At 58.7% G+C, this 15,062-nt stretch carries 14 protein-coding genes; 1 reads left to right on the forward strand and 13 read right to left on the reverse strand.

The features are described 5' to 3' along the window. Nucleotides 1–261 precede the first annotated feature (261 nt). Entirely contained in the window at nt 262–1,350 is a 1,089-nt protein-coding gene (gene hemE / locus HB633_RS20780) for a uroporphyrinogen decarboxylase (protein WP_213780052.1), read from the reverse strand. Between the two features lie 161 nt (nt 1,351–1,511). Here hemE and HB633_RS20785 point away from each other — a divergent pair, with 161 nt between their 5' ends. Further along, on the forward strand, nt 1,512–2,357 hold the full coding sequence (locus HB633_RS20785; RefSeq protein ID WP_213780053.1) for a transporter substrate-binding domain-containing protein: 846 nt from the start codon (nt 1,512–1,514) through the stop codon (nt 2,355–2,357). A gap of 68 nt (nt 2,358–2,425) precedes the next feature. Here the strand turns inward: HB633_RS20785 and HB633_RS20790 are convergent, their stop codons facing one another. The 12 genes from HB633_RS20790 to HB633_RS20845 form a co-directional block, all read right to left on the reverse strand. Continuing rightward, the gene (locus HB633_RS20790; protein WP_213780054.1) at nt 2,426–3,373 is read right to left on the reverse strand and encodes an alpha/beta hydrolase; all 948 of its coding nucleotides are present in this window, start codon (nt 3,371–3,373) and stop codon (nt 2,426–2,428) included. 530 nt (nt 3,374–3,903) lie between these two features. Beyond that, the gene (locus HB633_RS20795) at nt 3,904–5,634 is read right to left on the reverse strand and encodes an AMP-binding protein (protein ID WP_213780055.1); all 1,731 of its coding nucleotides are present in this window, start codon (nt 5,632–5,634) and stop codon (nt 3,904–3,906) included. 238 nt (nt 5,635–5,872) lie between these two features. Further along, a complete protein-coding gene (locus HB633_RS20800; RefSeq protein ID WP_056356279.1) occupies nt 5,873–6,298 on the reverse strand; it encodes a F0F1 ATP synthase subunit epsilon in 426 nt (141 codons plus the stop codon). A gap of 66 nt (nt 6,299–6,364) precedes the next feature. Continuing rightward, the gene (gene atpD, locus HB633_RS20805; protein ID WP_056356281.1) at nt 6,365–7,759 is read right to left on the reverse strand and encodes a F0F1 ATP synthase subunit beta; all 1,395 of its coding nucleotides are present in this window, start codon (nt 7,757–7,759) and stop codon (nt 6,365–6,367) included. A gap of 66 nt (nt 7,760–7,825) precedes the next feature. Then, nucleotides 7,826–8,728: a F0F1 ATP synthase subunit gamma gene (gene atpG, locus HB633_RS20810; protein ID WP_213780056.1), complete on the reverse strand. Its 903-nt coding sequence runs from the start codon at nt 8,726–8,728 to the stop codon at nt 7,826–7,828. A 146-nt stretch (nt 8,729–8,874) separates the two neighbouring features. Then, a complete protein-coding gene (gene atpA, locus HB633_RS20815; protein WP_213780057.1) occupies nt 8,875–10,416 on the reverse strand; it encodes a F0F1 ATP synthase subunit alpha in 1,542 nt (513 codons plus the stop codon). Between the two features lie 47 nt (nt 10,417–10,463). Further along, entirely contained in the window at nt 10,464–11,003 is a 540-nt protein-coding gene (locus tag HB633_RS20820) for a F0F1 ATP synthase subunit delta (protein ID WP_062168436.1), read from the reverse strand. 2 nt (nt 11,004–11,005) lie between these two features. Further along, nucleotides 11,006–11,476, reverse strand: a complete 471-nt coding sequence (locus tag HB633_RS20825) for a F0F1 ATP synthase subunit B (protein WP_056356289.1) — start codon at nt 11,474–11,476, stop codon at nt 11,006–11,008. Nucleotides 11,477–11,612: 136 nt separating this feature from the next. Continuing rightward, nucleotides 11,613–11,885 (reverse strand): F0F1 ATP synthase subunit C, encoded by a 273-nt coding sequence (atpE, locus tag HB633_RS20830; RefSeq protein ID WP_047895197.1) that lies wholly within the window; start codon nt 11,883–11,885, stop codon nt 11,613–11,615. 130 nt (nt 11,886–12,015) lie between these two features. Further along, nucleotides 12,016–12,867: a F0F1 ATP synthase subunit A gene (gene atpB, locus HB633_RS20835; protein WP_056356291.1), complete on the reverse strand. Its 852-nt coding sequence runs from the start codon at nt 12,865–12,867 to the stop codon at nt 12,016–12,018. A 192-nt stretch (nt 12,868–13,059) separates the two neighbouring features. Further along, complete coding sequence (locus HB633_RS20840) at nt 13,060–13,671, reverse strand: ATP synthase subunit I (RefSeq protein ID WP_213780058.1); 612 nt, start codon at nt 13,669–13,671, stop codon at nt 13,060–13,062. A gap of 270 nt (nt 13,672–13,941) precedes the next feature. Beyond that, nucleotides 13,942–15,048, reverse strand: coding sequence for an SLC13 family permease (locus tag HB633_RS20845; protein ID WP_255581052.1), 1,107 nt, complete (start codon nt 15,046–15,048; stop codon nt 13,942–13,944). Between the last annotated feature and the right edge of the window lie 14 nt (nt 15,049–15,062).

Here is a 15,062-nt window from a genome sequence, read left to right on the forward strand (position 1 = left end):
TGTGTTCGGTACCCCACATAACGGGAGAAATCTGAATTTCTCTTATTAATCATGTATTTGGATGAACAATTCGCATGTCCCGAAGAGGCTTTTAGTCTGAGTTGAGGATTGCGCGCCGCAACGTACAAAATGTGCATAAGTCAACTCTTGACATTGGCGAAATGGCCGATCCACGGGCATCTCAAGGCAACATTGCCGCCTTACTAAATGGCTTGCGTAAGCTTTTCATGACGCAAAGCAGCAATCTTTTTTGGTCAAAAGTCAGTTCTTTAAACGAATCGCGCGACTGTGCCGATGCACTTCGTCAACCAGTTCAGCGACGTTCTCAGGCCGCGTGAATTGCGAGATTCCGTGGCCGAGATTGAACACATGGCCTGGGTGATTGCCGAAGCTGTCGAGCACGGCACGCGCTTCGGTGCGAATCACCGCCGGCGATGCGAACAACACCGTCGGATCGATATTTCCCTGCAACGCGACTTTATCGCCCACTTTCTCGCGCGCTTTGCCGAGATTCACGGTCCAGTCGAGACCCACTGCGTCCACGCCTATCGATGCAATCTGCTCCAGCCACAAGCCGCCGCCCTTCGTGAACGTGATGACCGGAACTTTCACGCCGTCATGTTCGCGCTTGAGACCGGCGACCACCTTCGCGATGTAATCCAGCGAGAAGCGCTGATATGCGCCATCGGCAAGAGCGCCGCCCCAGGTGTCGAAGATCATCACGGCTTGCGCGCCCGCTTCAATTTGCGCGTTCAGGTACGCGGTCACGGACTGTGCGTTGATGTCGAGAATTCGATGCATCAGGTCCGGGCGCGTGTAGGCCATGGCCTTGACCGTGTGGTGATCGGGCGAGCCGCCGCCTTCCACCATGTAGCAGGCGAGCGTCCACGGGCTGCCCGAAAAGCCGATCAGGGGCACTTTCTGGCGGCCTTGCGCGTCGGTCAGCGTGCGGCGAATCTGCGATACGGCGTCGGTCACGTAACGCAACGTGGCATCGATATCCGGCACTGCCAGCTTCGCAACATCCTCCTCGGTGCGCACGGTGCGCTCGAACCGGGGGCCTTCGCCCTGCACGAAATTCAGGCCGAGCCCCATGGCGTCGGGGATGGTCAGGATGTCCGAGAAGAGGATGGCCGCATCGAGCGGAAAGCGTTCGAGCGGTTGCAGCGTGACTTCCGTTGCGTAATCCGGATTGGTCGCGAGGCCGAGGAAACTGCCGGCGCGCGAACGCGTGGCGTTGTACTCGGGCAGGTAGCGGCCCGCCTGACGCATCAGCCAGATCGGCGTGTAGTCGGTCGGCTGGCGCTGGAGCGCGCGCAGGAAGGTATCGTTCAGAAGTGTGGAAGGCACGTGACTCGGGCTTTAGCGTTAGGCAAAAGGGCATTCTACCGGACGCAGCGGTCGGATTTCGGCGGCCTTCTCACGTGCTTCAAGCCCGGGGCATCGCCAATATCCAAGCCTTTGTTGCACCGATATGATCGGCCGCTCAAAACGTACAACAAGGAGCACTGATGAGAGCCTTCGCCTTCTGCGCCGCCGTATCCGTCATGTCGATGGGCTTTGCCACCAGCGCATATGCGCAGACCGTGCAGGCCGGCAGCATCACCGGCAAGGCAGCGCCCGCGGCGAGCGCGCCGTCGGCGTCCGCGGCGCCCGCCTCCCGGCTGGACGAAATCCTCTCGCGCGGCACCCTGCGCATCTGCACGACGGGCGACTACAAGCCGCACTCGTTCTTGCGGACAGACGGACAGTTCGAAGGCATCGATATCGACATGGCGCAAAGCCTCGCGCGTTCCCTGAACGTGAAGCCGGAGTTCGTGAAAACGTCATGGTCGAATCTGATGAGCGATTTCACGGCGAAGTGCGACATTGCGGTCGGCGGGGTTTCCGTGACGCTTGAGCGCCAGAAGCGCGCGTTTTTCACGCAGCCCTACATGGTCGATGGCAAGACGCCCATCGTGCGTTGTGCCGACGCCGATAAATACCAGACCGTCGAACAAATCGATCAACCCGGCGTGCGCACGATCGTGAATCCGGGCGGCACGAACGAAAAGTACGCGAAGCAGGTCCTCACGCATTCGCAATTGATCGAATACCCGGACAACGTGACGATCTTCAAAGAGATCCTCGATGGCCGCGCCGACGTCATGGTCACCGACGCATCCGAGACCTTGCTCCAGCAAAAACTCAATCCCGGCTTATGTTCGGTGCATCCGGACAAGCCGTTTCAGTTCGCCGAGAAAGCGTATTTGCTGCCGCGCGGAGACGTGGTGTTCCAGCAGTACGTGGACCAATGGCTGCATCTGTCGCGATCGACCGGCGAGTACCAGTCGATTTTCGATAAATGGCTTAAATGACGGCCCGTCGACGCTTGGAGATATGCTAGTAAGCGCCACGTAATGCAATGGCGCTGGCCATCCAAAAGTCAACGCGGTGCGTGTAACAATTCACCGAGCCGCTTCGATGTTTTCTTCATCCACGCTTCCGCGGATTTGGAGTGCGCCTGGATTCGTCCGAAGCCGTGCGTCATGTCTTTTGCATCGATAACCTCAACGCGGCCTCCATTCGCCTCAAGAAAGCGGGCGAATTCGTGGGCGTCATCGTAAAGCGGATCGTAGGCCGCGCCCACAATCAGCGCCCGCGCCGGCGTCCGGTCGTATGACTCGGCGAGCGGAAACGCGCGGACATCGTCGTCGGCGGGAGGCTGGGAAGTCAGGAATTGCGCCCAGTACCACTTCATCTCTTCGGTGGAGAGGCCCGGCCCTTCAGCGTTCGCTGTAAAGCTGCCGCCCTCGAAGCGGCATCGCGCGACGGGATAAATCAGCAGTTGCACGCTCACGAGACCTGCCACGCGATCGTTCGCCGCGCGCGCAGCTACGGCGGCAAGATGACCACCAGCGCTATCCCCTGCTACGCCGAGACGGTTCGTGACGAAACCCAATCTCGACCGATGTTCGGCAAGCCACAACAGCGCGTCCAGCGCATCGTCCACGGGTATCGGGAACGCAAACTCGGGCGCGAGCCGATAGTCCACGCTGACCACCGCGCAATGCGAATCCAGCGCAAGACGCGCCACCATCAGGTCGTGCGTATCCAGGTCGCCGAGAACCCAGCCGCCGCCATGAAAATAAACGACGAGCGGCAAAGGTCCGCGGGCCTCCTCCGGCCGATAAACCCGCGCGCGCAGATCACGTCCGTCCAGCGGCAGCAGGATTTCCTCGAATTTGACTCCGGCCGGACGCGGCGTCGCGAACTTGCGCGACACATCTTGGAATTGTTGCCGCATGGCCTGGGCGTTGGCGTCGGCGGGGAGTTTCGGGAAGGCTTCAGCGACCTTGGCGTAGTACGCGAGCAGGTCTGCGTCGATGGTCATGCGTTTTGTCTCCGTGCAATGCGCCGTCTGATGACACCGGCTGGGATTGCGATTGTGCTCAATATTATGGGAATGCGCTTGAGCCCCGCTTGTCGTCAAAACGCCATGAATGTCGCCCAAATGGACAAATTTACGACAAAAATTGACGTGAAACCTTGCACGGCAAGGGTTACAACCTGAAACACTTTGTTACGGTGATGCCCGGATTATTCGCCCACAATCACTTCAACGGTCTCAACACATATGTGACTGGGTTCAGCGTGGAAAAAGAGCAACACCATCCACTTGCGCTCGTCGGTCGGAAAGGTTCCGAAACCCATTCTCTGGGGCATGTCTGTTGGGCTCGTTGGTCGATAAAAACAGTTAATCGACCCTTTCCCACCTTTGGTCTCCTCGCGCTAACCCCGTAGCGTGTGGTTTTTAGCGGGCTCCAGGCCCGCTTTTTTTTCGTCTGTACAAACGTTTGCGCAAGAATGAAATGGTCGCCGAGATTGTTCCGGCGACCATTTTCAATTTTCAACGAGCCCTGTTCAGGCAGTTTTCGCTTCGGACAGCTTCAGTTCGTCGATCATCTTCGCCCGCATGATGAACTTCTGAACCTTGCCGGTGACGGTCATCGGGAGTTCATCGACAAAGCGGATGTGCCGAGGGATCTTGTAGTGCGTGATCTGCCCTTGGCAAAACTCGCGGATATCTTCAGGCGTTGCGTGCTCCCCTTGCCGAAGAACAATCCACGCGCAGACCTCTTCGCCGTATTTGCTGTCGGGAACGCCGAAGACTTGCGCCGATTGAATCTTGGGATGGCGAAACAGAAACTCTTCGATCTCGCGGGGATAAATGTTTTCGCCGCCGCGAATCAGCATGTCCTTCAGGCGTCCGACAATGTTGCAATACCCTTCTGCGTCGAGCGTGGCGAGATCGCCCGTGTGCATCCAGCCATCGACGATCGCTTCTTGCGTCTTCGCCTCGTCGCCCCAATAGCCTTTCATCACCGAATAGCCACGCGTACAAAGTTCGCCCGTCTCGCCGACCGGGACGATTTCGCCGAGCGGATCGACCAGCTTCACTTCCAGATGCGGCTGGATCTGGCCGACGGTTGTCGTGCGTTTATCGAGGGGATCTGTGGTCGAGCTCTGGAAGGACACCGGGCTTGTCTCGGTCATCCCGTAGGCGATGGTGATTTCGCGCAGGTTCATCTTCGCAACCACGCGCTTCATGGTTTCGATAGGACACGGCGAGCCCGCCATGATCCCGGTGCGCAGGCGGCTCAGGTCGTATTTATCGAAGTCGGGAAGATCGAGTTCCGCGATGAACATTGTCGGCACGCCGTGCAACGCGGTGCAGCGTTCTTCATCCACAGCGGCGAGCGTTGCGGCTGGATCGAAGGCTTCGCCGGGAAAGACCATTGTCGTTCCCGCCGATACACACGCCAGCACCGCCAGCACCATGCCAAAACAGTGGTAAAGCGGCACGGGAATGCACAGCGAATCTTGCTCGGTGAGCAACATGGAATGCGCGATGTAGCGGCCGTTGTTCAGTACGTTGTGATGCGTGAGCGTGGCGCCCTTTGGATTGCCCGTGGTTCCGCTCGTGAACTGGATGTTGATGGCATCGAATGCGGTAAGGTTTGATTCCAGCGCGTCGAGTTGCGTTGTGTCCAGGCGCTCGCGGCCGCGCGACATGACATCGGGGAAACGCAGCATGCCGGACGTCGTGCCGTCGCCCATGCGGATCACGGCTTTCAGATCGGGGAAACGCGCCGCGCGAAGCTCGCCAGGCTCGGCCGATGCAAGTTCGGGAGCGAGCGTTTGAAGCATCTCAAGATACTTCGATGACTTGAATTGTTCCGCCGCGATCAGCGCCTTGCAGCCGACCTTGTTCAACGCGTACTCGAGTTCGGCCAGCCGATACGCCGGGTTGATGTTCACCAGGATCGCGCCGATCCTCGCGGTCGCGAATTGCGTCAATAACCATTCGGCGCGATTCGGCGACCAGATGCCCACGCGATCGCCTTTTGCGACGCCAAGCGCCTGTAGTCCGGAAGCCAATACGTCGACTTCATCGGCGAATTCACGCCAGGTCCAGCGGATGTTCTGCTCGCGGAAAATCACCGCAGTGCGATCGGGAAACCGCGCGACGGTATCGAGGAGAAAGCGGGAAACCGTGGCGTCGCTGAGCGGAATCTCGGTCGAGCCGCGAACATAGGACAGGCCGTCGAGTGGTTCGATCTGTGGCCCGGCGTGCGTCGATGGGATAGCCATATCGAAGGTCTCTTCCATGTAGTGTGGAACGCTGCACGGCGCACTGCCGTGAAAGCCATTCGGAAGGCTAATTGTGCATCGACGGGGCGAGGCGCGGCATTGAGTGTTACCCGCAACCGGCGACGAATGCGCGCCTGTCGGATGTGCAGAAATGCACGGAGGCTTTTCGTTTGCAGCGGCGGCAATAAAAAAAGCAGCCCGAAGGCTGCTTTTTCCTGAAGCTGAAACGAGCGAAAGCTTAGTGCTGACCGCGAATCTTCCGCAGCCGCTGAATCGCCGCGATCTGAGCCGTCGCGTACGCGAGTTCCGCTTGCGCGGTTGCGTACTCGAGGTTCGAACCCGTGTTCTGCAGCGCTTCTTCCGCGCGCTTCTTTGCTTCCACTGCCTTGGCTTCATCGAGATCCTGACCACGGATCGCGGTATCGGCGAGAACCGTCACCACGCCCGGCTGAATCTCGAGAATTCCGCCCGCGACAAACACGAACTCTTCCTCGCCGTTCTCCGCTTCGATGCGCACCGCACCCGGACGAATCCGCGTGATCAGCGGCGTGTGGCCCGGCAAAATGCCGAGTTCACCCGCTTCGCCCGGCAGCGCAACGAACTTCGCCCGGCCCGAGAAGATCTGCTCTTCCGCGCTGACGACGTCTACTTGAATTGTTGCCATATCGACTCCGGTCCCATGCGTATCAAGAGGCGCAGATTTCTTTCAAAATCCGCGCCCGCCAGACCCTTACTGGATCTTCTTGGCTTTCTCGAAAGCTTCGTCGATCGTGCCAACCATGTAGAACGCCTGCTCCGGCAGATGATCGCACTCACCTTCAACGATCATCTTGAAGCCGCGGATGGTTTCCTTCAGCGGCACGTACTTGCCCGGCGAGCCCGTGAAGACTTCCGCGACGTGGAACGGCTGCGACAGGAAACGCTGGATCTTACGAGCGCGCGCAACGGCGAGCTTGTCTTCCGGCGCGAGTTCGTCCATGCCCAGAATCGCGATAATGTCGCGCAATTCCTTGTAGCGCTGCAGCGTTTGCTGCACACCGCGCGTGATGGCGTAATGCTCTTCGCCAATCACGTTCGGGTCGATCTGACGCGAGGTCGAATCGAGCGGGTCGACCGCCGGATAAATACCCAGCGAAGCGATATCACGCGACAACACGACGGTTGCGTCCAAGTGACCAAACGTGGTCGCCGGCGACGGGTCGGTCAAGTCATCGGCAGGAACGTACACGGCTTGCACCGAGGTGATCGAGCCGGTTTTTGTCGACGTGATCCGTTCTTGCAGACGGCCCATTTCTTCAGCCAGCGTAGGCTGATAACCCACTGCCGAAGGCATACGTCCCAAGAGAGCCGACACTTCCGTACCAGCCAGCGTGAAACGGTAGATGTTGTCCACGAAGAACAGCACGTCCAGACCTTCGTCGCGGAAATGCTCGGCCATCGTCAGGCCGGTCAGCGCCACGCGCAGACGGTTGCCCGGCGGCTCGTTCATCTGGCCGTACACCAGCGCAACCTTGTCCAGAACGTTCGAATCCTTCATTTCATGATAGAAGTCGTTCCCTTCGCGGGTACGCTCGCCAACACCGGCGAACACGGAATAACCACCGTGCTCTTTAGCGATGTTGTTGATCAGTTCCATCATGTTCACGGTCTTGCCCACGCCGGCGCCGCCGAACAGGCCAACCTTGCCGCCCTTTGCAAACGGACAGATCAGGTCAATAACCTTGATGCCTGTTTCGAGCAGTTCCGTTGAAGGCGACAGTTCGTCGAACTTCGGCGCCTTTTGGTGAATCCCGCGCGTGACGTCCGTGTTGATCGGGCCGGCTTCGTCGATAGGACGACCCAGCACGTCCATGATGCGGCCAAGCGTCGGCTTGCCGACTGGCACGCTGATGGGCTTGCCCGTATTCTTCACGATCGTGCCGCGGCGCAATCCGTCCGATGCACCCAGACAAATGGTCCGGACCACGCCGTCGCCCAGCTGTTGCTGGACTTCAAGCGTCAGTTCCGAGCCTTCCAAAACGAGCGCGTCGTAAATCCTCGGCATGTCGGAACGCGGGAATTCCACGTCGATAACTGCGCCGATGCACTGTACGATCTTGCCTTCTACCAAAGCAGTAGTACTCATCGCATTTCCTTTAGATACTTGATTCTTCACTCGCGCGACAGGCGCAGTTCGATTCGACGCTGACGATCAACCGACCGCTGCAGCGCCACCGACGATCTCTGACAATTCCTTCGTAATCGCTGCTTGCCGGCTCTTGTTGTACACGAGCTGCAATTCGCCGATCACCGTCTTCGCGTTATCCGACGCGGCCTTCATGGCGACCATGCGAGCCGATTGCTCCGATGCCATGTTTTCCGCCACTGCCTGATACACGAGCGCTTCGACATAACGCACCAGCAGTTCGTCGACAACCGTCTGCGCATCCGGCTCGTAGATGTAATCCCACGAGCTCGTCGGCGTGACCGCTTCGCTGTTTTTATCCAGGCCGTCCTTGCGCGCGAAATCGCTTGCCGACAAAGGCAGCAATTGTTCGATCACGGCTTCCTGCTTCATCGTGTTGACGAAGCGGGTGAACGCCAGATAAACCGCGCTGATCTTGCCTTCCGAATACAGGTCGAGCTGAACCTTGATCGCGCCGATCAGCTTTTCCAGATGCGGCGTGTCGCCCAGATGCGTGACTTGCGACACGGTCTTGGCCTTCAGCCGGTTCAGGAAGCCCAGACCCTTGCTGCCGATCGCGGATGCTTCGATCGTCTGACCTTTCTGCTCGAGCTCCTTGAACTTCAGGAGCGCAGCGCGAAGGATGTTCGTGTTCATGCCGCCGCACAGACCTTTATCGGTCGTGACGAGGATCATGCCGGCCGCTTTCGCGCCCTGGTTCTCGACCATGAACGGATGGCGATACTCAGGCGTCGCAGCGCTCATGTGCGCGGCGACTTCGCGGATCTTGTCGGCATACGGGCGAGCGGAGCGCATACGCTCCTGCGCGCGGCGCATTTTCGACGCAGCCACCATTTCCATAGCCTTGGTGATCTTGCGCGTGTTTTGCACGCTCTTGATCTTGCCGCGGATTTCCTTCATTCCAGCCATTGCTTACTCCTTGTCGGCCCCGAGTCATCGCCTAAGCGTTACCCGGGTCTCATGCCAAGCGATCGAAGTGGTGCGGGATGCTTCGTTTGTTCCAGAAGCGGCCCGCGCCGCTTCAAATTTCGATCAAATCCGAAGACCAATCGAAATCAATAAGCGCCCGACTTCTTGAAGTCCTTCAGCGCGGTATGCAATGCGCCTTCGTCGTCCTTCGACAAGTCCTTGTTATCTTCGATGCGCTTGATCATGTCCGCTTGCTTCGTCTTCAAGTAGTCACGAAGACCCTTTTCGAACGGCAGGACCTGAGCAACTTCGAGATCGTCGAGATAGCCGTTGTTCGCAGCGAACAGCGAAATCGCCAGCTCCCACACTTGCAGCGGCTGATATTGCGGCTGTTTGAGCAGTTCCGTCACGCGGCGGCCGCGTTCCAGCTGCTTGCGGGTCGCTTCGTCGAGGTCCGACGCGAACTGCGAGAACGCCGCCAGTTCACGATACTGCGCCAAGTCGGTACGAATACCGCCCGACAGCTTCTTGATGACCTTGGTCTGCGCCGCACCGCCGACTCGCGACACCGACACGCCCGCGTTAATAGCAGGACGGATACCGGCGTTGAACAAATCGGTTTCCAGGAAGATCTGGCCGTCGGTAATCGAGATCACGTTCGTCGGAACGAATGCGGTCACGTCGCCGGCTTGCGTTTCAATGACCGGCAATGCCGTCAGCGAACCGCTCTTGCCCTTCACTTCGCCGTTCGTGAACTTCTCAACGTAGTCTTCCGACACGCGAGCAGCACGTTCCAACAGACGCGAGTGCAGGTAGAACACGTCGCCCGGATACGCTTCACGGCCCGGCGGACGGCGCAGCAACAGCGAAATCTGGCGATACGCCCAAGCTTGCTTGGTCAAATCGTCATAAACGATCAGCGCGTCTTGACCGCGATCGCGGAAGTATTCGCCCATCGTGCAGCCGGCGTACGGCGCCAGGTATTGCATGGCAGCCGATTCCGAAGCCGAAGCCGCAACCACGATCGTGTATTCCAGCGCGCCGGTTTCTTCCAGCTTGCGGACCACGTTCATGATCGACGAAGCCTTCTGGCCAATCGCGACATAGATACAGAAGAGGTTCTTGCCCTTCTGATTGATGATCGCGTCAATGGCAACAGCCGTCTTGCCGCACTGACGGTCGCCAATGATCAGCTCGCGCTGGCCACGGCCAACCGGCACCATTGCGTCGATGGATTTCAGACCCGTTTGAACCGGCTCCGAAACCGACTTACGCCAAATCACGCCCGGCGCGATCTTTTCGACAGCGTCGGTCATCTTTGCGTTGACCGGACCCTTGCCGTCGATCGGGTTGCCCAGAGCGTCGACCACGCGGCCGAGCAGTTCCGGACCCACCGGCACTTCGAGAATGCGGCCCGTCGTCTTGACGATGTCGCCTTCCGAAATATGTTCGTATTCGCCCAAAATCACGGCGCCAACCGAATCGCGCTCGAGGTTCAGCGCGAGGCCGAAGGTGTTGCCCGGGAATTCGAGCATTTCGCCCTGCATCACGTCCGACAAACCGTGAATACGCACGATACCGTCGGTCACGGAAATCACAGTGCCTTGGTTGCGAACATCGGAGCTCGCTTCCAGGCCCTGGATCCGGCTCTTGATCAGCTCGCTGATCTCAGAGGGATTGAGTTGCATTAGTCACTCCAGATAGTCAATTCTTAACCGCGCCGGCGCATGAAGCGTCAGGCGGACAGCGCCGTCTGCATGCTCGCGAGGCGCGCGCGGACCGAGGTATCGAGTACTTCGTCGCCTACCGTCACGCGAACGCCGCCAATCAGCGACTTGTCGACTTCAACAGTAGGTTTCAGCTTGCAGTGGAACTTGCGTTCGAGATTCGCGAGCAGGTCGGTCAACTGTGCGCCTTCCAGCGGGAATGCGCTGACAATCAGCGCATCGGCCGCACCTTCGCGGGAATTCTTCAGCTCGTCGAACTGCACGGCAATTTCCGGCATCAGCGTCAGCCGGTGGTTGTCCACCAGCATCTGCACAAAGTTCTTCGCCTCCGGCTGCTTCGCAAGCGGCGATTTCACCGCCGTCAACAACAGCTCGCTGACCTGGTCGCGGCTCACTTTCGGGCTCGTCGCGATGGACAGCACTTCAGGCAGACGCGCAACCTGAGCCAGCTCCTCGACGAAGTCAGACCAGGCGGCGAGCTCACCCGCTTCGGCCACGCGGAACAAAGCTTCTGCGTACGGTCGGGCGATGGTTGCAAGTTCGGCCATGATCAGAGCTCGGTTTTGAGTTGATTCAGCATCTCGGCGTGAGCCGATTGATCGACTTCACGCTTCAGGATCTGCTCGGCGCCCTTCACGGCCAATGCCGCGACTTCGCCGCGCAATGCTTCGCGCGCTTTCACGATTTGCTGTTCTGCGTCGGCTTTCGCTTGTGCAATGATGCGCGCAGCTTCGGCTTGAGCGTTAGCCTTGATTTCGTCGGCGACAGCCACTGCGCGCTTTTCGGCGTCCGCAATGCGCTGCTGACCGTCGTTACGGGCTTGCGCGAGTTCCTGGTCGACGCGCTTATGTGCGGCTTCGAGTTCGGCCTTACCCTTTTCGGCGGCTGACAAGCCGTCGGCGATCTTCTTCGAGCGCTCATCCAGGGCGTTGATCAACGGCGGCCACACGAATTTCATCGTGAACCACGCGAGGATCAGAAACACGACCATTTGCGCAAACAGGGTTGCGTTGAGATTCACGGTGTTTCCTTAAACGTTGCTAATCCGGAGAGTGAAACGGCAAGGCGCTTGATCGAGGGTTGCATCGATTAAGCGCCGTCACCCGTTCCGTCCTGCGCTTGTCGCCAGAGGCTCAAGCGCACACTTCCGAGGAAACTCAGCCTGCGGCGAGCTTCGACAGCAGCGGGTTTGCGAACGCAAACAGCATTGCCACACCAACGCCGATCAGGAACGCCGCGTCAATCAGACCAGCCAAGAGAAACATCTTGGTTTGCAGCGGGTTCATCAGTTCCGGCTGGCGAGCACATGCTTCGATGTACTTGCCGCCCATCAGGCCGATACCGATACAGGCGCCGATTGCACCCAGGCCGATGATGATGCCGATACCGATGGCGGTCAGACCCTGGATGTTGGCGATGAAAGCGTTCATGACTACTCCTATGTGAAAAGACTTTGGAACTAGATTTATAAAAATTGAAACTCGATACGATTCTGCTGATTCTTGGTTTGCCGCTGCGCTGTTCCGCAGCGTTTTACCGAACTACTGTGCGTCTTCCTGCTTAGTGCGAGTCATGCGCCTGGCCGAGGTACACCAGCGTCAGCATCATGAAAATGAACGCCTGCAGCAGCACGATCAGAATGTGGAAGATCGCCCAGACCGTTCCCGCAACCACGTGGCCCAGGAAGCCGAGGACAGAAGCGTCCGCGCCGAAGTGCCACATGCTGCCGAGCAGGGCGATCAGCAGGAACAACAGTTCGCCTGCGTACATGTTGCCGAACAGCCGCATGCCGAGGGAAACCGTCTTGGCGACGAACTCGATGATGTTGAGTGCAAGGTTCGGGATCCACAGCAGCGGATGTGCGCCGAACGGAGCCGACAGCAATTCATGCACGAAGCCGCCTGCGCCCTTGATCTTGAAGTTGTAGTAGATCATCAGCACGAACACGCCGATCGCGATACCCAGCGTGCCGTTCAGGTCGGCCGTCGGGACCACGCGCATATGCGGGAACGTCTCGGTCAGGCCGAGCCAGCCGATCACGCGCGTGGGCAGATCAACCGGGATGAAGTCGAGCGAATTCATGAGCGCGACCCACACGAAAACCGTGAGTGCGAGCGGTGCGATGAAGCGGCGATTGCCGTGGATCATCGACTTGGACTGGTCTTCAACCATCTCGACCAGCATCTCGATTGCGCACTGGAAACGTCCCGGCACGCCGGACGTGGCTTTACGCGCTGCCAGACCAAGAATGATGATCGTGACAATGCCGCAAAGAATCGACCAGAACAGCGTGTCGAGATTCCAGACGTGGATATCGAAAATCGATGTCTGCGACGAAGTGGAGAGATTCTGCAAATGGTGCGCGATGTACTCCGACGGATCCATCGCGTGCGTTCCTTCGCTAGCTGCCATAACTTTAAAGCCACCCAAATTGTCGAAAATCTTCCGCCGCCCGTGTGATCCTCGAACCGCCATTCGTGGGCGGTCAGCAGGGCACAGGCCCGCGTGCAGGAGATGATGCATTCCGCACGTATTAATCTGCTCTGTTACCGTTGGTACGTCACTTACCTGGCACGTCAAGTTTGTCAGTCGCGTTCGGCGCGCCTACTTCCATGCCATTGCAATCCAGTACGTCTTTAATGCGATGAGGTACGTCACCAGCAGCGGGATCCAAAGGACGCCTTTGAATCCGTAGGCAATGCCGACGAACATCGCAATCGTCGCGCCCATCTTCATGGCTTCGCCGACCACCCAGCTCGCGATGGTCTCAGCGCCGCTTTTTGCCTTCAGCCGTGCTGCGAACAACGCGCTCGGCACCCAGCAAATGGCGCCCCCGAGGAACGCCGATAACGCCACATCTCCCGGCACAGCAGTACCCGGTGGGCTGTAGAACAGCCACCAGACCAACGTCGCAACCAGGGACAAAACAATTTGCGCCGCCACGACCTTAAACGGCGTGACACGCGATGAACGACTCACCTCGGGACCAAACAGCGTCTCCGCCTCTGCCCGCGTCAGCGGAACAGTATTGTTATCTTTCGCTTCGGCGTCCCACGAATCGTCGAATGGATGATTCGACGTTTGGCGCGATTGACCCGGCGAAACCGGTGTGGGATTTGAACTGGTCGGACCTCGGTCAGTCAAATCTGCGGCAGGGCCTGAAACGTGCCCATCTTTTCCGCCTTCCGGCGCTCGATCCTGCTCTCGCACCGCCATCACACATCTCACTAAAGTCAGTCACAACCGGCGCATTAACCGTTAGTTTGCTGCTGGATTCAGCAACATCTTACGCTGCGCTTTCGGAGTCGCTAAGCTGTTAAATCCGGGCGATTGTAAGCGATTGTTGTCACGGATTCAATAGCTTAGGGTCACCAAAAAACAACCGGCGACGCCTTAAAAACACGTCTCGAATCAGAGATTTCACTTGTACGGACAACGACCGCGGGCAGGACTGAAAGGTAGTTCTCCAACCGGACTTCGCGCGGCTTACACGAGCCATGCGCCGACGGCGCCCGCGACGATCCAGAATGGAATTGAGATGAGATGAAATGGTCCCCACATGCCGCGCTCGCCCGATAAACGCACCGCAATCAGATTCGCGAGCGAACCGATTGCAATGCCAAATCCGCCAACGCTCACGCCAAATGCAAGCGCGCGCCAGTCCTTTGAGAACTCGGCAAGCATGATCGCGGCGGGAACATTGCTGATTCCCTGCGATAACACCGCGCCGGCCGCATACGTTTTCAGCGGGGTGTCGAGGCCGAGGCTTGCGATTGCGTGATGGACCCACGGCAGCGCGGCCACGCTGCGCAGCACGATGAACATCAGCACGAAGATCAACAGCAACAACCAGTCGATTTTCAGCACGACCTGACGACGCCACAAAAGAAACCCGATTGCGACCGCGGCAAGGCCGGGGCCGGCGTGATGGGCATCGGCGAGAATGACGAACGCAATGAAGGCAACGCCCGCAACCGCACACAAAAGGACATCGACTTTGTGGGCTTCTTTATCGCCGGAAAGGTCGAGGGGCCGATTGCGGAACATCACGGCGGCGAGCGCGTACAGCATGACCATGAGCGCAGCACACAACGGCAGCAGCGCCCACACGAACGCGCCGAACGAAATCCCGCTGGTTTGCCAGAGGAACAGGTTTTGGGGATTGCCGAGCGGCGTCAGGACAGAGCCGGCGTTAACTGCAATCGCGATAAAAATGATCAGGCGCTTGATGGGAAGCGGCGCGAGTTTATGCAGCGACAACGTCAGCGGCACGACGGCGAAGAGCGCGACATCGTTGGTGAGCAAGGTCGAGAGCGCTGCGGCGAGGCCGATCAGCAGGAAAGCAAGCCCACGCTCGCCATGTATCCGATGCACCACGCGGTGCGCCATCCACATCAGGAAACCAGAAAGCTCGACGGCTTTTGTGAGCATCAGCAAACCGGCAAGCGTCAACACGGTCTGCCAGTCGATCAAGGCCGGCAGCTGCGCCCAAGGCTTCGGATGCAGAACCTGGAGCGCGATCAACGCCACGATCAGGATGACAAGGACCGGCTCCTTGGCGATCAGCGCCCATGCTTTCGCTGCCAGATTCAGCCGGGCTGGCTTGG

Source organism: Caballeronia sp. dw_276, from assembly GCF_018449635.1.
Classification (GTDB): domain Bacteria; phylum Pseudomonadota; class Gammaproteobacteria; order Burkholderiales; family Burkholderiaceae; genus Caballeronia.